Source organism: Kitasatospora sp. NPDC051984 (assembly GCF_044593455.1).
GTDB lineage: Bacteria > Actinomycetota > Actinomycetes > Streptomycetales > Streptomycetaceae > Kitasatospora.
On the sequence record NZ_JBIUCB010000022.1, the window covers coordinates 42,175 to 61,527 of the forward strand.

General features: G+C 74.5%; 16 protein-coding genes. 9 read left to right on the plus strand and 7 right to left on the minus strand.

The genetic code is table 11. The features are described 5' to 3' along the window. Window positions 1-36 precede the first annotated feature (36 nt). The 3 genes from lanM (at window position 37) to ACIHEI_RS30265 (ending at window position 6,428) form a co-directional block, all read left to right on the plus strand. Window positions 37-3,054: a type 2 lanthipeptide synthetase LanM gene (lanM, locus tag ACIHEI_RS30255; protein ID WP_396608940.1), complete on the plus strand. Its 3,018-nt coding sequence runs from the start codon at window positions 37-39 to the stop codon at window positions 3,052-3,054. Window positions 3,055-3,174: 120 nt separating this feature from the next. Beyond that, window positions 3,175-3,411: a hypothetical protein gene (locus ACIHEI_RS30260; protein WP_396608941.1), complete on the plus strand. Its 237-nt coding sequence runs from the start codon at window positions 3,175-3,177 to the stop codon at window positions 3,409-3,411. A 56-nt stretch (window positions 3,412-3,467) separates the two neighbouring features. Beyond that, window positions 3,468-6,428, plus strand: a complete 2,961-nt coding sequence (locus tag ACIHEI_RS30265) for a helix-turn-helix transcriptional regulator (RefSeq protein ID WP_396608942.1) — start codon at window positions 3,468-3,470, stop codon at window positions 6,426-6,428. Here ACIHEI_RS30265 and ACIHEI_RS30270 read toward each other — a convergent pair whose 3' ends face one another. Beyond that, window positions 6,429-8,924, minus strand: coding sequence for an ATP-dependent Clp protease ATP-binding subunit (locus tag ACIHEI_RS30270; protein ID WP_396608943.1), 2,496 nt, complete (start codon window positions 8,922-8,924; stop codon window positions 6,429-6,431). 243 nt (window positions 8,925-9,167) lie between these two features. On the opposite strand from ACIHEI_RS30270, the gene ACIHEI_RS30275 reads away from it, so the two are divergent. Then, window positions 9,168-10,100, plus strand: coding sequence for a polysaccharide deacetylase family protein (locus ACIHEI_RS30275; RefSeq protein ID WP_396608944.1), 933 nt, complete (start codon window positions 9,168-9,170; stop codon window positions 10,098-10,100). A gap of 213 nt (window positions 10,101-10,313) precedes the next feature. Continuing rightward, window positions 10,314-11,333 (plus strand): GNAT family N-acetyltransferase, encoded by a 1,020-nt coding sequence (locus ACIHEI_RS30280; protein ID WP_396608945.1) that lies wholly within the window; start codon window positions 10,314-10,316, stop codon window positions 11,331-11,333. Here the strand turns inward: ACIHEI_RS30280 and ACIHEI_RS30285 are convergent. Together ACIHEI_RS30285 and ACIHEI_RS30290 are read right to left on the minus strand one after the other, a co-directional pair. After that, a complete protein-coding gene (locus ACIHEI_RS30285) occupies window positions 11,320-11,748 on the minus strand; it encodes a YchJ family protein (RefSeq protein WP_396608946.1) in 429 nt (142 codons plus the stop codon). The two genes, ACIHEI_RS30280 and ACIHEI_RS30285, sit on opposite strands and share 14 nt — an antisense overlap. Window positions 11,749-11,818: 70 nt before the next feature. After that, window positions 11,819-12,583, minus strand: coding sequence for a hypothetical protein (locus ACIHEI_RS30290; RefSeq protein WP_396608947.1), 765 nt, complete (start codon window positions 12,581-12,583; stop codon window positions 11,819-11,821). 203 nt (window positions 12,584-12,786) lie between these two features. Here ACIHEI_RS30290 and ACIHEI_RS30295 point away from each other — a divergent pair, with 203 nt between their 5' ends. Next, window positions 12,787-13,281, plus strand: a complete 495-nt coding sequence (locus tag ACIHEI_RS30295) for a hypothetical protein (protein WP_396608948.1) — start codon at window positions 12,787-12,789, stop codon at window positions 13,279-13,281. Window positions 13,282-13,288: 7 nt separating this feature from the next. Here ACIHEI_RS30295 and ACIHEI_RS30300 read toward each other — a convergent pair whose 3' ends face one another. After that, a complete protein-coding gene (locus ACIHEI_RS30300; RefSeq protein WP_387635285.1) occupies window positions 13,289-13,681 on the minus strand; it encodes an RNA-binding S4 domain-containing protein in 393 nt (130 codons plus the stop codon). 108 nt (window positions 13,682-13,789) lie between these two features. On the opposite strand from ACIHEI_RS30300, the gene ACIHEI_RS30305 reads away from it, so the two are divergent. Then, window positions 13,790-15,793 carry an FAD-dependent oxidoreductase gene (locus ACIHEI_RS30305; protein ID WP_396608949.1) on the plus strand — a complete coding sequence of 668 codons (2,004 nt, stop codon included), beginning with the start codon at window positions 13,790-13,792 and terminating at the stop codon, window positions 15,791-15,793. A 105-nt stretch (window positions 15,794-15,898) separates the two neighbouring features. On the opposite strand, the gene ACIHEI_RS30310 is transcribed toward ACIHEI_RS30305, so the two are convergent. After that, the gene (locus ACIHEI_RS30310; RefSeq protein ID WP_396608984.1) at window positions 15,899-16,468 is read right to left on the minus strand and encodes a TetR/AcrR family transcriptional regulator; all 570 of its coding nucleotides are present in this window, start codon (window positions 16,466-16,468) and stop codon (window positions 15,899-15,901) included. 96 nt (window positions 16,469-16,564) lie between these two features. On the opposite strand from ACIHEI_RS30310, the gene ACIHEI_RS30315 reads away from it, so the two are divergent. Next, window positions 16,565-16,858: a hypothetical protein gene (locus ACIHEI_RS30315; protein WP_396608950.1), complete on the plus strand. Its 294-nt coding sequence runs from the start codon at window positions 16,565-16,567 to the stop codon at window positions 16,856-16,858. 93 nt (window positions 16,859-16,951) lie between these two features. Here the strand turns inward: ACIHEI_RS30315 and ACIHEI_RS30320 are convergent, their stop codons facing one another. Continuing rightward, window positions 16,952-17,824 (minus strand): S1 family peptidase, encoded by an 873-nt coding sequence (locus ACIHEI_RS30320; protein WP_396608951.1) that lies wholly within the window; start codon window positions 17,822-17,824, stop codon window positions 16,952-16,954. A gap of 289 nt (window positions 17,825-18,113) precedes the next feature. On the opposite strand from ACIHEI_RS30320, the gene ACIHEI_RS30325 reads away from it, so the two are divergent. Then, entirely contained in the window at window positions 18,114-18,635 is a 522-nt protein-coding gene (locus ACIHEI_RS30325) for a PadR family transcriptional regulator (protein ID WP_396608952.1), read from the plus strand. Between the two features lie 36 nt (window positions 18,636-18,671). On the opposite strand, the gene ACIHEI_RS30330 is transcribed toward ACIHEI_RS30325, so the two are convergent. Then, a complete protein-coding gene (locus ACIHEI_RS30330; RefSeq protein ID WP_396608953.1) occupies window positions 18,672-19,325 on the minus strand; it encodes a TNT domain-containing protein in 654 nt (217 codons plus the stop codon). Between the last annotated feature and the right edge of the window lie 28 nt (window positions 19,326-19,353).

Consider the following 19,353-nt stretch of genomic DNA (forward strand, 5'->3'; position numbering starts at 1 on the left):
TGTGGTGGGGGCGGCCGCCCGCCCATGCTTGCCACCATGACGGATTCCACAGCCACCTGGGGCCGGCACGGCGAAAGCGCCTGGTGGGCACCGGCGTTGACCCTGACCGAACGCGTGACCGGCCCGGCCGGCGCCGCGCCGGGCCCCGTGCCCGACGGGGCCGCGGCGTCGGTGGATCGCCGGCTCGCCGCCTGGGAGCGGGAGCTCGACGGCCGCCTGGACGCCTGGCTGGCCGACCTGGGCGCGGACCGGGACCGGCTGCGGGCGCTGCTGGCCGAGCCGGCGGACCGCCTGGCGGCACGCGCCGGGGAGCAGCCCGACTGGGCGGTCTTCGTCCGGCGCGCGGTGGCCGCCGCGCCCGTCGGCCCGGAAGCGTCCGGCGACGGCTCGCGGCCGCGGGCGGAAGGGTTCGCGGCCGTGGTGGCCCCGTTCACCGCCACCGCACTGGCCGCGCTGCGCGACGACCCGGACTGGAAGGCCGTCGGCGACCACGCGGAACTGGCCGCCCTCGAAGGGGACTTCGAGCAGAACCTGACGGCCCGGCTGGCGCGGATCGCCGGCCGGACCCTGGTCCTGGAACTGAACGTGGCCCGGATCGGCGGCGCGCTGCACGGGACGGACGGCACCGAGCGGTTCGCCGACTTCGTCCGGCAGGCCGCGACACCCGAACGGCTGGCCGCACTGGTCACCGAATACCCGGTGCTGGCCCGGCTGCTGGCGCACTGCTGCCAGGACACGGTGGCCGCCTGGACCGAACTGGCCGGCCGGTTCGCCGCCGACCGGGCCGCCCTGGTCGGCGAACTGTTCGACGGCGTCGACCCGGGCCGGCTGGTCCGGGTCCGGACCGGGGCGGGCGACCGGCACGCCCACGGCCGGACGGTGGCCGTCCTGCGGTTCGCCGACGGGCGGCGCGCGGTGTACAAGCCGCGCCCGCTCGGCGTCCACCGGCACTGGAACCGGCTGCTGCGGCTGCTCGGCGAAACGGCGCCGAACACCGCGCTGCGCACCCTCACCGTCCTGGACCGGGACGCCTACGGCTGGCTGGAGTTCGTCGAGCCGGGGCCCTGCTCGGACCGGCGCGGCGCGGAACGCTTCTACCGGCGGCTCGGCATGCAACTGGCGCTGCTGCACGTGCTCGGCGGCACCGACATCCACTACGAGAACCTGATCGCGGCCGGTGACCAGCCCGTCCTGGTCGACCTGGAGACGCTGTTCCACCCCGACCTCCGACCGGCCGAGCCGCTCGGCGACGACCCGGCGCGCCGGGTGCTCGCCGACTCGGTGCAGCGGATCTCGCTGCTGCCGTTCCCGATGTTCGGCGAGCACGGCGCACTCGACGTCTCGGGCCTCGGCGGGGACGACGGCGCGCCGCTGCCGATGTCCGTGCCCGGCTGGGCGGACGCCGGCACCGACCGGATGCGGCTGGTGCGCGAGCAGGGCCGGCTGCGGCGCGCCGACAACCGGCCCCGGCTCGACGGGGCGGACATCGACCCGCAGGAGTACACCGAGGCCCTGGTCGCCGGATTCCGGTCCGGCTACCGGGCGCTCGCCGACGCCGCGCCCCAACTCCTCGCCCCCGGCGGCCCGGTGGAGAGCTTCGCGGCCGACACCGTGCGCGTCGTGGTCCGCCCCACCCGGCGGTACGCGACGCTGCTGGAGGAGTCCACCCACCCCGACGCGCTGCGCGACGGCCTCGACCGCGACCGGCTGCTCGCCCTGCTCTGGCGCGAGTCCGCCGACGACCCGCACCGCCGCCCGCTCGCCGCCTCCGAACACGCCGAACTCTGGCGCGGCGACATCCCGCTGTTCACCGCCACCGTCGCCGACGGACGCCTGCACGCCGACGGCCGCCCCTGCGGCCCGGCCCCCGCCGACAGCGGACTCGACCGGACCCGGCGGCGGATCGCCGCCCTCGACCGCACCGACCTCTACGACCAGGAGTGGATCGTCCGGGCCGCGCTGGCCACCCGCTCCGCCGGACCCGGCGCGGCACCGGCCGCCCCGGCCGCGCGCTCGCGCCCGCCCGTCGCCCCCGACCCCGACCGGCTGCTCGCCGCCGCCTGCGACCTCGCCGACCGCATCCTGGCCCGCGCCCACGGCGACCGGCAGCGCGTCAACTGGCTCACCCTGGAACCGATCACCGACCGCCAGTGGGCCCTGATGCCGCAGGGCGCGGCCCTCGAAGGCGGCTACCTCGGCACCGCGCTGTTCCTCGGCCAGCTCTCCGCCCTCACCGGCACCGCCCGCTACGCCGAGACCGCGCGCCGCGCCGTCCGGGCCCTGCCCCCGCTGCTCGACGCACTCGCCAAGGACCCAGCCCACCTGGACGCCGTCGGCGCGGGCGGCTTCACCGGACTCGCCGGCATCGCCTACGGGCTGGCCCGACTGGACGCGCTGCACCTCGACGACACCGGCGTGCTCGCCGAGGCCGCCCGGGCGGCCGTCCGGCTCACCGCCCGCGCCGCGAACGCCGCACCGCCCGAAGACCCCGACCCCGATGGGCAGTTGCTCTCCGGCGACGCCGGATGCCTGGCCGCCGTACTGGCCGTCCACCGGCTCACCGGCGACCCGGCCGCCGCCGCCGTCGCCGACCACTGCGCCCAGCGGCTCGCCGCCACCCCCGACCCCACCCCCGACGGCGCCGCCTACCGCCGCTGGGCCCTGCACCGCTACGCCGCCACCGGCCGGAGCGTCCCGCTGCCCGAGCCCGCCCCCGCCGGGGCGCTCGGCCCCGGCGCCCGCCTGGCGGCCGCCCGCACCCCCGGGACGGCACTGCCCCCGGCGCCCGCCGGACCCGCCGCCGACCACAGCCTGCTGCACGGCGACAGCGCCACCCTGGAACTCCTGCTCACCGGCCACCCCACCCGCGCGGCCACCCGGGCCGCCACCCTGCTCGGCGAGCTCGACCACGCCGGGCCCCGCTGCGCCACACCGTCCGGCATCCCCACCCCGGCCCTGCTCACCGGCCTCGCCGGCATCGGCCACACGCTGCTGCGCCTCGCCCACCCCGCCGACGTGCCCTGCGTCCTGCTGCTGGAAGCACCCCGCAGCTGACCGCCCGCGAGCCGTCGCAACGCTCCCGCACCACCCCTGGTCCGACGCCCGTCGGACGGAACTTGCGTCACGGCAGCCCCACCCGGCCTGCCGATCACCTCACCACCCAGGAGGACCACCATGACCACCGCCACCCTCGTCGCCCCGTGGGAGCTCTCCGAGACCGCTGCCGCCGAGCGGACGCCGCACCCCGCCGGCGAGATCGCCTTGGCCCTGCGCGGAACCGAACTCCCGCGCATGCGGCGGGCGTTGGTGCTGGCCGGATGGGTCTCGCCGGACCTCGGCACGATCGACATCGGCACCAACGACACGACCAACCCGTCCACCCTCACCTCCCTCTCGTTCACCCAGGACTGACGGGGTGCGAAAAGTCCCCATGGCCCGATGACGGCGCGGGCGGCTAGCCTGCGTGAATGCTCACCTCCTCCCCTTATGTCGTGGGTCGCGCCGAGGAACTGCGGGTCCTGCTCGACGGGTTGATCGACGCCCGTCGGCGGCAGGGGCGCGCGGTGTTCGTCGGCGGCGAAGCCGGTATCGGCAAGACCCGGCTGGTGGCCGACTGCGCCTACCGGGCCGTCGCGGACGGGATGGCGGTGCTGCGGGGCCGGGGCAGCAGTGCCGGGGCGCCGGTGCCGTTCCGGCCGATCGCCGAGGCGCTGCTGTCGCTGTTCCGGGTCAGTGGGCCGCCGCAGGACCCGGCGCTCGCACCGTACCGGTCCGCGCTGGCGGCGCTGGTCCCGGACTGGCGCGGTGAGCAACGCCCCGCCGCACCACCGTCGTTGACGGACATCGCCGAGGCGCTGCTGCGGCTGCTCGGCGCGGTCGGCCGGGAGGACCCGGACCGGCCGCCGCGCGGCTGCCTGCTGATCGTCGAGGACCTGCACGAGGCGGACGCGGAGACCCTCGCCGTGCTCGACTACGTGATCGACAACCTCGACGGCCTGCCCGTCCTGCTGGTCGCGACACTGCGTCAACACCCGTGCCCCGCACTCGACCTGGCGCTCGACGCGGCCGCCCGCCGGCAGGCCAGACGGCTCGACCTGCACCCGCTGGACGGCGGACAGACCGCCGAACTCGCCGCCGCCTGCCTGTCCGCCGCACCCGGCGCACTGCCCGCCGCCGTGGTCGAACGGGTGGTCCGGGACGCGGGCGGAAACCCGTTCGTGATCGAGGAGTTGCTCAGCGGAATGGTCACCGCGGGGGCGCTGCGCCGCGACCCCGAGCGCGGGTGGGAGGTGTTCGGGGACCTCGGCATCGAGGTGCCCACCACCGTGGTGCGCAGCGTCGTGCAGCGCGCGGCCCGGATCGACCCGGCGGGCCGCGAGATGCTCAACGTCGCCGCCGTGCTCGGACGGCGGTTCGCGCTGCCGGTGCTGCAACTGGTCACCGGGCTGGACGACCGCAGCCTGCTGATCCACCTGCGGGCCGGGATCGACGCCCGGCTGCTGTCACCCAGCGGGCCGGTCGCCGACCGGTACGAGTTCCGGCACGCGCTGGTCGCGGACGCGCTGCTGGCCGACCTGCTGCCCGCCGAACGGGCCGCGATCGCCCGGCGCGCCGCCGGCGAGGTGGAGCGCGCCTACCCCGGACTGCCCGGCGAGTGGCGGCAGTTGGTGGCCGTGCTGCGCCAGTCGGCGGGCGAACCCGAGGCCGCCGCCCGGCTGTTCGCCGAGGCCGCCGAGGAGGCCCGGCAGGGCGGGGCGACCGAGTCCGCCGTCGCCCTGCTGGAACGCGCCCTGGAACTGGTCGGCGGGGACGGCGCCGCCACGGCCGCCGCCAGCGAGATCCGCGAGCAGCTGGCGCACGCCCTCGCCGACAGCGGCCGGTTCGACCAGGCCCGCGAGCTCGCCCGGACGCTCCCGCTGGGCGGCCCGGCCGCGCTCGGCGACGACCGCACCGCCGCCCTGCACCTGCGCCTGGCCCGCGCCGCCGTCACCGCCGGGCGCCTCGCGGACGCGGCCGAACAGGCCGCCCTGGTCCGCACCTTGCTCGGCCCGGCGGCCGGCTCCGAGCGGACCTGCGCACTCGAGGTGGTGGAGGCGCACCTCGCGCTGGCGGGCGTCGACGGCCCCACGGGCGACGGCGAGACCCGGACCGCCGTCGCGGAACGGCTGGCCCGCCGCGCCGCCGAGCGGGCCGAGGCCGCCGGACTGCCCGAAGTTGCCTGCCAGGCCTGGCAGTTGCTCGCCCTGCTGGAACGCCGGCACGGCTTCGACCGGGCCGACGCCTGCCTGCGGCGGCTGCTCGAGCTGGCCGCCCGGCACCGGCTCCCCGGCTGGCAGGTGGACGCCCAACTGCGGCTCGGCGTCAACGAGTTCATGCAGGTCGGTGAGTCCGTCCAACTGGAACGGGCGCACCGGGCCGCGCTCGACCTGGGCGCGCTCGACCTGGTCCGCTCCGCCGAGGCGACGCTCGCCATGCACGCCGTCCTGCGCGGCGACTACGCCCGGGCCCGCGCACTCACCGACCAGGGCCTGGAGGCCAGCGCCCGGTTGCGCAACGTCGACCACCACCAGTTCCTGCTGCTGACCCGGGCGATGGTCGCCGCCCACCAGGGCCGGCGGGCCGAAATGGCCGAGGTGCTGGCCGAGTTCGACCGCTGGGACGGCGCCGAGTCGCTGCAGCTGCCGCTCGCCCACGGCAACTGCCGGGCGGTGTGCGCGCTGCTGGAGGAGGACCGGGCGCTGGCCCTCGCCGAGTTCGACCGGGCCCGCCGCTGGGAGGCCCGGCACCCGTCCGTCTTCTACCTGAACGGCGCGCACGGCCTGCACCCGCTGCTGCGCGCACTGGCCGGCACCGAGACCGCCGAGGAACACGCCCGGACGGCCGCCGACCACGCCGCCGCGCTGGCCTGGAACCGGCAGTTCGAGCGGCTCGCGCACGCCGTCCACCTGGGCCGCGCCGGGCAGGCGGGCCCGGCCGCCGAGGCGGTCGCGGAGGCCGCGCGGGCGGCCCGCCCGTTCGAGATGGCCCGCCACCTGGGCCTGCGGCTGGTCGCGGAGGCCGCGCTCGCCGACGGCTGGGGCGAGCCGGTGGCGTGGCTGCGCAGCGCCGAGGAGTACTTCCACCGCGCCGGCGTACCGGCCGTCGGCGCCGCCTGCCGCCGACTGCTGCGCGAGGCCGGGGCGAGCGTCCCGCAGCGGCGCACCGGCACCGAACAGGTCCCGGAGCAGCTGCGCGGGCTGCGGGTGACGGTGCGCGAGTACGAGGTGGTGCTGCTGGTCGCGCAGCGGCTCGGCAACCAGGAGATCGCCGCCCGCCTGAGCATCTCGCCGCGCACGGTGGAGAAGCACGTCGCCAGCCTGCTGGAGAAGGCCGGCCGCCCGAACCGGGCGGCCCTGGCGGACTGGGCGGCCGGCGTCACCGCCCCGTGATCAGAGCTCCGCCGGGCGCCCGATCGAGCAGACCAGCTCGCCGTCCTGCGCGTCCGCGACGATGGTGTCGCCGGGCTGGAGGTCGCCGGAGAGCAGCATGGTGGCGAGCCGGTTGTCCAGCTGGGTCTGGATGGTGCGGCGCAGCGGCCGGGCGCCGAACTCGGGTTGGTGGCCGCGGTCGACCAGCCACCGCTTCGCCGCCTCGGTGACGTCGAGTTCGAGGCCCTGGGCCCGCACCCGCCGTTCGGAGTTGGCGAGCATCAGGTCGACGATCCGCAGCAGGTCGTACTCGCCGAGCGCGTCGAAGACGATGATGTCGTCGATCCGGTTGAGGAACTCGGGCAGGAAGCGGGCGCGGAGTTCGGCCATCAGCCGGTCGCGGATCTCCTCGGTCTCGCCGCGGTGGGAGAGGATCAGCTGCGAGCCGATGTTGGAGGTCATGATGACCACGGTGTTGCGGAAGTCGACGGTGCGGCCCTGGGCGTCCGTCAGCCGCCCGTCGTCGAGGACCTGGAGCAGCGCGTTAAACACGTCGGGGTGGGCCTTCTCCACCTCGTCGAACAGCAGCACGCTGTACGGGCGGCGGCGGACGGCCTCGGTGAGCTGCCCGGCCTCCTCGTAGCCGACGTAGCCGGGCGGGGCGCCGACCAGGCGGGAGACGGTGTGCTTCTCCTGGAACTCGCTCATGTCGAAGCGCACCAGCCGGTCCTCGTCCCCGAAGATCAACTCGGCCAGGGCCTTGGCGAGTTCGGTCTTGCCGACGCCGGTCGGGCCGAGGAACAGGAACGAGCCGACCGGCCGGTTCGGGTCGGCCATGCCGGCCCGGCTGCGGCGGACCGCCTCGGAGACCGCGACCACCGCCCTGTCCTGGCCGATCACCCGGTTGTGGAGTTCGTCCTCCAGCTTGAGCAGCCGGGCCTTCTCGTCCTCGGTGAGCTGGGAGACCGGGATGCCGGTCTGCCGGGACAGCACGTCGGCGATGTCGTCCACGGTGACGGAGACGACGCCCTCGCGGCGCTCCTCGATCTCGGCGTTCTGCGACTCCAGGTCGGCGATCCGGGCCTTGAGTTCGGAGGCGCGGGTGAAGTCCTCGGCGGCGACCGCCTCGTCCTTCTCCCGGCGCAGCTTGGCGAGTTCGTCCTCCCGGCCGATCACCTCGGTGGAGCGGCCCAGCCCGCGCAGCCGGACCCGGGCGCCGGCCTGGTCCATCAGGTCGATCGCCTTGTCGGGCAGGAAGCGGTCGGAGACGTACCGGTCGGACAGGTCGGCGGCGGCGCGCAGCGCGTCGTCGGTGAAACGCACCTGGTGGTGGGCCTCGTACGAGTCGCGCAGGCCCTCCAGGATCTGCACGGTCTCCTCGACGGACGGCTCCGGGATCAGCACCGGCTGGAAGCGGCGCTCCAGGGCCGCGTCCTTCTCGATGTGCTTGCGGTACTCGTCGATGGTGGTGGCGCCGATGACGTGCAGCTCGCCGCGGGCCAGGGCCGGCTTGAGCATGTTGCCGGCGTCCATCGCGCTCTCGCCGCCGGCGCCCGCGCCGACCACGGTGTGCAGTTCGTCGATGAACAGGATGGTCGAGTCGGCGGCCTCGCGGACCTCGTCGATGACGTTCTTCAGCCGCTCCTCGAACTCGCCGCGGTACTTGGCGCCCGCCACCAGCCCGGACAGGTCCAGGGCGACCACCCGGCGGTCCTTCAGCGTGGCCGGGACGTCCCCGGCGATCACCCGCTGGGCGAGGCCCTCGACGATGGCGGTCTTGCCGACGCCGGGCTCGCCGATCAGCACCGGGTTGTTCTTGGAACGGCGGGACAGGATCTCGATGGTCTGCTCGATCTCCTCGGCCCGGCCGACCACCGGGTCCAGCTTGCCCAGTTTGGCGTCCTCGGTCAGGTCGCGGCCGTACTCGTCCAGGGTCGGGGTCTTGCTGTCCTCCTTCGCCGGGACGCCGCGCTCGCCGCGGGCCGCCGCCGCCTCGGCCCCGCGCCGCATCCGGGAGGCGTCGGCGCCGTGCGCGGCCAGCAGGCGGCCGGCCCCCGAGTCCGGGTCGTCCAGCAGGGCGGCCAGGATGTGCTCCGGCCCGATGTACGAGACGCCGGCGGCCTGCGAACGGGCGTGCGCCCCGATCAGCACCCGCTTGGCGGCGGGCGTCAGGCCCGGCTCCACGGACGGGTCGGCCTCGCCGGCCGGCAGCGTGCGGTCGATGGTCTCGGCGAGCGCGTCCGGGTCCGCGCCGGCCTGCGCGAGCAGCGAACGGGCCGGGTCCGTCAGGGTGGCCGCCCACAGCAGGTGCGGGGTGTCGAGGTCGGCGCTGCCGTCCTCCTGGGCGCGCAGTTCCGCGCGGCCGATCAAGTCCCGGGCGGACTGGGTGAGCAGCCGCCCGATCGGCACCCGCTGCACTGCGGGCGGGGAAGCGGCCGGGTTCAGGCCGAAGAAGCGATTCAGCAGTTCGGAGAAGGCGTCGTTGGAGCCGAGCGAGCCGAAGCCGGGCATGGTCATCGAGGGCACTCCATGGGCGGACGGGCAGCGGTCTCCAGAACTATGTCAATCCGTGCTATATGCCGCAAAGCGGTGCGATCCGGACAGGCGGCGACCGCCGGGGACTCGCCCGCTCCCAGGAAGCTTCCAGGAACTTGGGACAGGCATTACCGGAGCATGGGACGCTGATGACCCGAAACTCCGACGGGCACCCCGGGCCGACCGTCCGGGGTGCCCGTGCGTGCACCGGCCGAGGGGGAAGCCATGCCGACCACGGATCGCGCCACCCGGCGCCGTGGGATCGACGCACTCCTGCGACACTCCCCGCTCCAACCCGTCTTCCGCGCCCGCGCCGCCCACCGCCTCGCCGTCCTCGCCTACCACGGCATCGACGACCCCGCCGCGTTCCGCGCCCAGATGGAACGCCTGGCCTCCACCGCCCACCCCGTCAGCCCCGAACAGGTCGCCCGCGCCGCCGAACACCGCCGCCCACTCCCGCCCCGCAGCGTCCTCGTCACCTTCGACGACGGCGAGCCCACCGTCCTCACCCACGCCCTGCCGGTCCTCACCCGGCTGCGCATCCCCGCCGCCGCGTACGTCATCACCGACCTGATCGACACCGACCGCCCCTACTGGTGGACCGAAGCCGCCCAGCTGATCCGGCGTGGCGGCCACACCCGCACCCTGCACGGACTCGACTCCGGCGCCGCCGTCCACCACCTGAAGACCGTCCCCGACACCGAACGCCTGCGCGCCCTCGCCGAGTTGCGCGCCACCGCGAAGCGACAGGCGCCCCCGCAACGGCAGTTGACCGCGGCCGAGCTCCTCGCGCTGGTGTCCGGTGGTCTGACGGTCGGCAACCACACCGCCTCGCACCCCTGCCTGGACCACTGCTCCGACACCCAGCTGGACGCTCAACTCGTCCGCGCCCACGGCCGGTTGACCGAATGGCTCGGCCACCCGCCGACCACCTTCGCCTACCCCAACGGCAACCACGACCCGCGCGCCGAGACCGTGCTGCGCACCCTCGGCTACCGCACCGCGTTCCTCTTCGACCACCGCCACACCGCACTCGCCCCCGCCGAACGGCTGCGGATCAGCCGCCTGCGCGTCAACTCCCACACCGGCCGCGACCGCTTCGACACCATCCTGTCCGGCCTCCACCCGGCCGTGCACCGCCTGCGCGGCGGGCGGTGAGAAGGTGGGTGCTCCGGAGGGACCGACCGGCGGGTGGATACGGGACAACTCGCCTGCGGGCCGGAGGCGTTGCGCACCCGGGCCCGCCGGCCGGCTGCGGGTCGACGCGCGATTGGTTCGGGATCGCTCCGACACCGTTCCGCCCGGGCCGCGTCGCCTGCGTGACGGCGACCGAAGAGAGGGGGCCACGTCGTGAAGGACGCGCCGGAGATCTTGCGCACACCCGAGCTGGACGACGAACTCGTGCGTGACTGGCGGCAGTTGATCGCCGACGACCCGGACGGCTCGTGGTTCGCCGGGCCGGACTGGGTGCTCGCCTGGTGGCGCACCCTCGGGGCCGGGCAGCGCGGCGAGATCGCCGTGTGGCGCGGAGCGGACGGGCGCGCCGAGGCGGTGGTGCCGCTGGCCGTCACCCGGCAGCGGCCGCACCACCGGGTGCCGCTCGCGCTGCCGGTGCTCACCCTGCTCGGCGCCGGGCCCGGCGCCGCCGACCACTGCGGGCCCGCCGTCCGCCCGCACCGGCGGGGCGAGGTCGCCGCCTGGCTCGCCGGTCGCGCCCGCCGCCGCACCCTGTGGCTGCCCGCGCTGGACCCCGCGCACCACGACCTGCTGCCGCCCGGCTCCCGGCCCGTCACCCGCACCGCCTGCCCGCGACTCGACCTCACCGCCGGACCCGACCGGCTCGGCTCGCGCGACTTCCGCGCCGCCAACCGCCGCGCCCACCGCCGCCTGGCCGCCGCCGGCGTCACCTTCGAGTGGCTGCCGCCCGCCGTCGCGCCGCCCGCCCTGCTGGACGAGCTGCTGCGCCTGCACCAACTCCGCCGCCAGGCCGCCGCCGGCGGGGTCAGCAGCTTCGACGCGAGCCGGCTGCCGCTGCACCGTGCGCTGCTCGACGCGGCCCGGACCGGCTGTGGCCCTGCCTTCCAACTCGCCCGTCACGACGGTGAGTTGATCGGTGCGCTGTACGGCTTCCGGTGGGCCGACCGGTTCGCCTACTACCAGATCGGCTGGGACCAGCGATGGGCCGCCGAGTCCCTCGGCACCGCCCTGATCGACGCGGCGATACGCAACTGCGCGGCGGACGGCGTGCGGGTCTTCGACTTCCTGCGCGGCGACGAGCCGTACAAGTACCGCTTCGGCGCGCAGGACCGCACCGACACCTCGTGGCTGCTGCCGCGCGGCCCCGGCGGGGCGCTGCTCGCCCTCAAGCACCGCCTGCTCAGGGCTGGATGACGCCGTCCACGTACGTCCACTCGCCCTGGTCGCGGACGAACCGGCTGTTCTCGTGCATCGATCCGGCCCGGCCGCGCTCCCGGTAGTGGGCGCGGAACTCGACCGTGCCGTCCTGGTGGAACGGCCCGCCGTCGGTGGCGCCCAGGATCTCCAGCCGCTCCCAGCGCAGCGACGGATCGAAGTCGACGGACGCCGGCCGGGTGTCCGGGTGCCAGGAGCGCAGCAGGTACGGCTCGTCCCGCACCGCGAAGGCACTGAACCGCGAACGCATCAACTGCTCGGCGCTGCTCGCGGCCGCCTCACCGCGGTGCAGCCGCCCGCAGCAGTCGGCATACGCGGCGGGCAGCCCGCACGGGCAGGCGGTCGGAGCGGCGGCGGGGGACTGGGATGCGGAGGGGGTGCGTCGGCGGGCCATGGCCACCATTATCGCCACCCGTGGGAACCGCCTCCGTCGCGGCCGGCCACGGTCAGCCCGAGGCGGGCGTTCAGGGCCTGTCCGGCCGATCTTGCCGGGCGCGCGACGCCGGATCATCCGCCCCCAGCCTGGCGGCTGGGAGGTGCCCCCACCCCCAGCCCCAAGGGGGGCTGGGAGGTGCCCCCACGGACGCACCGGCAAAACATCCAAGTACACCCAGTACGAGGACGTTTCGCCGGCACGCCCAGCCGGGCGCGAAATGGGGGCACCTCCCAGCCCGCAAGGGCTGGGGGAGGCGCGCGCTGATCCGACAAGATCGGCCGGACAGGCCCAAGGCGGGGATGCTCGGCGGGAACCCGCACGCGTCGATCAGATCGAAGATCAGCCCCTCGACGAACGGGTCCGCCCGCCTGGCCAGGACATCCGCGAGCGCCACCGGATCGGCGACGAAGCCGGCCTCGGCGGCCCACCGGGTGATGTGATCGGCGGCGCCGGGCTCCGGCTGGGGGATTCCGTAGTCGGCCGCCATGACGGGGTCGAGCATGGTCGACCACCGCGCCCCGGACGGCGCCAGGCCGACGACCTCGCACACGTCGCTGTCCATGACGTTCGCGAGCAGGACCGGGGCGCCGGAGGTGTCGACGAGCTGCCGGAACGGCCGAAGTGAGTTGTCCCGGAGGCCATGGAGGATCTGCAAGGTCTGCCAGCCGCCGGGGCGCGGCCAGCACTCGGTCAGGCAATCCGCGTGGCCCTCCGCGCAACCGGCCGCGAACACGGCAAGTTCGCGAAGTGGCCGGTCGCTGCGTGCCAGGACGAATTCTCCGCTGAAACCCATGTCTCCTCCTTGACCGATCCCGTGATCGATTCCTTGATCGATGCGCGGAGGCCAGGTGCTCGCAGTGACAGCCCGGTGCGCCGCGGCCGCGCTGCCACGCGGACGGGCGTGCCGGACGGGCGCGGCGCGGGCCCTGCGGGGCAGGATGGGCGGGTCCGCGTCCGGACGGTGCGGACGGCGACCGGTCGGCGAAGGGGACTGCGATGAGCGACCACCACCACAATGTGCTGCTGCTCGGGTTCACCGACCAGGCGGCGGGCCGGCGGGCGTACGAGGACGCGATGCACCTGCCGGGGCTGCGGCAGCTCGCGGTGCTGGAGCGCAGTGCCGAGGGGATCGTCGACATCCCGGAGAGCCACATTCGCGGTGCCGGTGTGCCGACCGTCGGCTCGGGGCTGGTGGGCGGGCTGGTCGGGCTGCTGGGCGGTCCGATCGGGGTGCTGTTGGGCTTCGCGGCGGGTGCGGCGATCGGCAATGCCGCCGAGCAGACCGAGATGACCGACGGCGGTGCGGGCCTGATCGTGCTGTCGTCGCGGGTGGAGAGCGGTCGGGCGCTGCTGGTGGCCGACCTGGTGGAGCACGACAGCGCACCCGCCGACGAACTGGCCGCGAAGTACGGGGCCTCGGTGGAGCGGATCACCGCCGAGGAGTTCGCCGAGCAGGTGCGCGCCGCGAAGGAACGCGCCCAGGAGGCGTAGGGCTTGGTCAGAAGTAGGGGCGGTAGCCGTCGCGGAGCTTGTCCAGGTCGCGGCGGTCGCGCTTGGTGGGGCGGCCGGTGCCGCGGTCGCGGAGGCCGATCTCGGCGGGGCGTTCGGTGCGGGGCGGCGGCGGGGGGCTGTGGTCGACGTAGCAGGTCTCGGCGACGGGGGCGCCGACCCGTTTGGCGATCGGCCGGACCACCTGGACGATCCGTTCCCGGCCCTCGACCCGCACGCGGACGTCGTCGCCCGCCTTGACGTGCTGCGCGGGCTTCGCGGTGGCCCCGTTCACCTTGACGTGCCCGGCCCGGCAGGCCGCGCCCGCCGCCGAGCGGGTCTTGATCAGCCGGATCGCCCAGATCCAGCTGTCGATCCGTACGCTCGCCTCGTCCGTACTCATGGGCCCGAGCCTAGCGCCGCGCGGTCCCCGCCATGGTTTCTGCAACTAGTTGCAGAGTTGGCCGGACGCCCCCTACCGTTGGGTAACAAATCCGGACCGGAGGCGTCGATGACTGCTGCGTACCCCCACCTGCTGGCCCCGCTCGACCTGGGCTTCACCACGCTGCGGAACCGGGTGGTGATGGGTTCCATGCACGTCGGCCTGGAGGAGGCCGCGAACGGCTTCGAGCGGATGGCGGCGTTCTACGCGGAGCGCGCCCGCGGCGGCGTCGGCCTGATCGTCACCGGCGGCATCGCGCCCAACGAGGCCGGGCGGCCGTGGGGCGGCGGCGCCAAGCTCACCACCGAGCAGGAGGCCGCCGAACACCGCGTGGTCACCGACGCCGTGCACGCCGAGGGCGGCAAGATCGCCCTGCAGATCCTGCACTTCGGCCGGTACGCGTACCACGAGGACCTGGTCGCCCCGTCCGCCCTGCAGGCCCCGATCAGCCCGTTCGTCCCGCACGAGCTGACCGAGGAGCAGATCGAGCAGACCATCGAGGACTTCGCGCGCTGCGCCGAACTCGCCCGCTCCGCCGGGTACGACGGCGTGGAGATCATGGGCTCCGAGGGCTACCTGATCAACGAGTTCATCGCCCGACAGACGAATCACCGCACCGACGGCTGGGGCGGCTCGTACGAGAACCGGATGCGCTTCCCGATCGAGATCGTCCGCCGGGTGCGCGAGCGGGTCGGCGCGGACTTCATCCTCGTCTACCGGCTCTCCATGCTCGACCTGGTCCCCGGCGGCTCCACCTTCGACGAGGTGGTGCGCCTCGCCGGGGAGATCGAGGCGGCCGGCGCCACCATCATCAACACCGGCATCGGCTGGCACGAGGCCCGCATCCCGACCATCGCCACCTCGGTGCCGCGCGGCGCGTTCGCCTGGGTCACCAAGAAGCTGATGGGCAAGGTCGGCATCCCGCTGGTCACCACCAACCGCATCAACACCCCGGAACTCGCCGAGGAGTTGCTCGCCACCGGCCACGCCGACCTGGTCTCGCTGGCCCGCCCGATGCTCGCCGACGCCGCCTTCGTCAACAAGGCCGCCGCCGGAACCCCCGAGGCCATCAACACCTGCATCGGCTGCAACCAGGCCTGCCTGGACCACACCTTCAGCGCGAAGATCACCTCCTGCCTGGTCAACCCGCGAGCCTGCCACGAGACCGAACTCGTCCTCGCCCCCACGCAGTTGCGCAAGCGCATCGCCGTGGTCGGCGCCGGCCCCGCCGGCCTCGCGTTCGCCGTCTCCGCCGCCGACCGGGGCCACCACGTCACCCTGTTCGACGCCGCGAGTGAGATCGGCGGACAGCTGAACGTCGCCCGCCGCGTCCCCGGCAAGCAGGAGTTCGACGAGACGCTGCGCTACTACCGGTACGAACTCGCCCGCACCGGCGTCGAGTTGCGCCTCGGTGCGATGGCCGACGCGGACGCCCTGACCGGCTGGGACGAGGTCGTGCTCGCCACCGGCGTCACCCCGCGCACCCCCGAGATCGACGGCATCGACCACCCCAGCGTGCTCGGCTACCTCGACGTGCTGCGCGACGGCGCCAAGGTCGGCGACCGCGTCGCCGTGATCGGCGCCGGCGGCATCGGCTTCGACGTCGCCGAATACCTCACCGACCCGGGCACCGACTCCGACTTCCTCGCCAAGTGGGGCGTCGACGCCGACCACACCACCCCCGGCGGCCTCGCCACCCCCGCCCGCCCCGCCGTCCCGCGCAGCGTCCACCTGCTCCAGCGCAAGACCGGCAAGGTCGGCGCCGGCCTCGGCAAGACCACCGGCTGGATCCACCGCACCGAACTGCGCCACCGCGGCGTCGTCATGGTCCCCGGCGTCGAATACCGCCGCATCGACGACGCCGGCCTGCACGTGACCGTCGACGGCACCGAACAGACCCTCCCCGTCGACACCATCGTCCTCTGCGCCGGCCAGGAACCCCGCCGCGACCTCCTCGACACCCTCCGCGAGCGCGGCATCACGCCGCACCTGATCGGCGGCGCCGACCTCGCCACCGAACTCGACGCCAAGCGCGCCATCGACCAGGGCACCCGCCTGGCGGCGGCGCTCTGAGCCGACGTCAGCTGGAGTGAGCGAGTGGGCCGGGACGCGACCGCGTTCCGGCCCACCGGGCGTTCCGGGGCCGTGGTTCGGGCGGTGGTTCGGCGCGCAGGGCGGTCAGCGGGCCGGGTCGTCGGCCGGGCGTTCGAGGATCAGGCGGCCGGCGCGGTCGAGGACTTCGGCGCGGGTGCGGCCGGGGTGATCGGCGGCGAGGAAGTGGTTGCCGATGGCGAGGCAGAAGGCGAGCAGGCTACGGGCCTCGACCTCGTCAGGGTCGGTGCAGACAGTGCCGATGGCCTCGCGCAGTAGGTCCATGCGCCTGTTGTCCACGCGGCGCAGGCGTTCGGCGACGGCCTGATCGCGGCGGGCCCAGTCGCGGACGGCCAGGTCGATGGGGCGCAGGCGGTCGGAGAAGGTGAGCTTCCCGGCGCGGCGGGCCCTGGCGCGGGGGTCCGCGTCCTCGTGCCCGATCCGTTCGAGGACGTCGTCGGTGGCCTCGCGTTCCCAGGTGTCCAGCATCTCGGCCAGCAGGGCGTCGCGGTCGGCGAAGTAGCCGTAGAACCCGCCCTTGGTCACGCCGAGGGACTTGGCCAGGGCCTCGACGCGCACGGCGTCCACGCCGCCCGAGGCCAGGGTCTGCAGACCGGTCTCGACCCACTTCTCGCGCGGTGTGCGCAGTGCGCCCATGGTGTGATCCACCTCATGATCTCCGCCGTTGTGCGGCGGCGTACAACGGGTCTAGCTTCGTTGTACGCCATCGTACAATCCGGGGAGGGCATCACCATGTCGTTCGGTTTCGTCGCCTACCACTACCCGAAGTCCGAGTACGTCGAGGAGTTCGTCGACCGCTGCCACCAGGTCTGCGAGGTGCTGACCCGGCAGCAGGGATTCCTTCGGGCCGAGGTCTGGGTCACCCCCGAGGGCGACGCCGTCGTCACCACTGGCGCGCTCGAGTCCCCGCAGGCGTTCCAGGGCGCGTTCGCCGCCGTGGGCCGTGAGTGCCCCGAGGTGGTCGTGTTCGACGAGCGCGAGCTCAAGCCCCGCCAGGTCCACACCCTGCTGTCGCGTCAGCAGTAGCTGAGCGGGCGCCCCTGTCGCAGGCAGGCCGCGCCGGGAAGCCATGCCCGCGGCCCCTCGGGCCGGCAGGTCCGAGGGGCCGCGGGTGTGCGGTCAGTACAGCGAGACGCCGTACGCGGCGGCGGCCGCCGTGACGGGCTGGAAGAAGGTGGTGCCGCCGGAGGTGCAGTTGCCGCTGCCGCCGGAGGTGAGGCCGAGGGCCTTGGTGCCGTCGTAGAGCGGGCCGCCGGAGTCGCCGCCCTCGGCGCAGACGTTGGTCTGGATCAGGCCGCGGACGGTGCTGCCGTCGGAGTAGCGGACGGTGGCGTTCAGGGCGGTGACGGTGCCGCCGTGGGTGCCGGTGGTGGAGCCGGTGCGCTTGACGGATTCGCCGACGTACGCGCTGGCCGCGGAGTAGCCGCCGGGGTGGCTGGCCGAGGCGCTGCTGTACTTCACGAGCGCGTAGTCGGTGCCGGGGAAGCTGGAGCTGACGGTGGATCCGAGCGTGGTGGTCTGGGCGGAGTTGCTGTACCAGGTGCTCGCGATGTTGCCGCAGTGGCCGGCGGTCAGGAAGTAGTAGACGCCGCCCTTGACCACGTTGAAGCCCAGCGAACAGCGGTAGCCGCCACCGTAGATGGCCGCGCCGGCGGACAGCAGCGGGGTGAAGGTGCCGGCGGTCCGCTCGATCTTGAGGTGCTTCGTGCCGGCGGCCTTGCCGAGTTTGGCGAGCGCGGCGGGGCCGACGCTGCTGTCGGCCGTCACGACGACCTGGCCGGTCGCTTGGTCGGTGTGCCAGGCGATGCCGTTGACGCCGGCCTGCTCGACCGCGGTGCTGACCTGGGCCAGCGTGCCGGCGTCCGCGACGCCGTCGGCCGCGACGGCGCTGGGCGCCGCGAGCGCGGTCGCCGCGGCGAGGGCGACGGCGACGGCGAGCAGGCGGCCGCGGGTGCGGGACGGCGACGTGGGGGTGGTGCGCATGGTCCTCACAGTTCTCCTCCTGAGGGGTGGGGGAGGCCCGGGCAAGTGACGGGCCGTGAGGCGCGGGCAGGCGGCGATCGCGGACCGGTCGACTCGTGGCCCCAGTTCTGATCTGCCCCTGACAAGCGCTATCCCGGGAGTATTCGCCAGGAGTTGGAGCGGCACAAGACCCCCGACCGAGCTTTCCGGCCACCCGCACCGGCTGCGCACCGCAGCGCATCGCCGCGCACCGCCGCGCACCGCGGCCCGCCAAGGCGCCGAGGATCGCCCAGCGAGTCGCGGCCCGTACGATCGCCGCATGTCACTGCCGCACGCGATCCTCACCGCCCTGCTGGAGAAGCCGTCCTCGGGGCTGGAGTTGACCCGGCGGTTCGACCGGTCGATCGGGTTCTTCTGGTCGGCGACGCACCAGCAGATCTACCGCGAGCTGGGGCGGCTGGAGCGCGAGGGGCTGGTGCGGGCGTCGGGGCCGGGGGCGGGGCGTGGGCAGCCCAAGGAGTACGAGGTGCTGCCGGCGGGGCGGGAGCGGCTGTGCGAGTGGGTCGGGCAGGCGCAGGACCCGAAGCCGATCCGGGACCCGCTGCTGCTGCGGCTGCGCGCCGCGGCGGTGCTCGGTGTGGACGGCCTGGAGGAGGAGCTGGCGCGTCACCGGGAGCTGCACCGGGCGCAGTTGGCCGAGTACCTGGAGATCGAGCGCCGCGACTTCCCGCCGGAGCGGGCGGAGACGGAGAACCGCCTGCAGCACATGGTGCTGCAGGCGGGCGTCCAGCTGGAGTCGTTCTGGCTGGCCTGGCTGGACCAGGCGCTGGAACGGAGTTGAGCGAGGCCCGGGCGCCGGACGGCAGTTGGGCGCAGGTCAGACCAGTCGCGCCAGGTACCCGTTGTCGACCAGCCACCCGACGTTGATCCGCTCCGGCGCGCCGGGCACCAGTGCGGCGTCCAACTGGTACTGGAGGCCGAGGCCGGGCTGCCCGAACCAGGGGGCGATCGGGCCGGAGTGCACGGTGAACGCCTTGAGCACCCGGTAGTCGTGGTAGTTGCAGCCCGCGGCCGGGTTGCCGTCGAGGCTGGACGGCGGGATCGAGCGGGCGGCGTACGGCAGGCCCTCGGGGGCGAGGAAGGAGCCGTACTCGCTGCCGTAGCGGTCGATCGCCTGGCCGGGGTCGAGGGTGGTGTTGTACTCGATCGGGGTGCCGTCGGGCATCAGCACGTAGCCGTTGGACGGCGGGTACTTCCAGCTGCCGGCCGCGCTGTCGTAGTACGTGTTGAGGAACTGCTGCTCGCTCATCAGCCCGGTGCGCAGGTAGCCGAACAGCTGGCGGCCGACCGCTCCGGCGTTGGGCAGTTGGGCCGGGCCGAGCCGGGAGTCGCCGTGCCGGAAGTCGGCGGAGCACTCGGTGGTGACGGTGATCCGCAGCTCGGCGGGCGTCGCGGCGGACGCGACGGGGGCGGCGGTCGCGAACAGGGCGACGGTGGCGACGAGCGGGGCGAGGAACTTGCGCAGGCGCACGGTCACTCCGGTGGGGGCGGCTGGACGG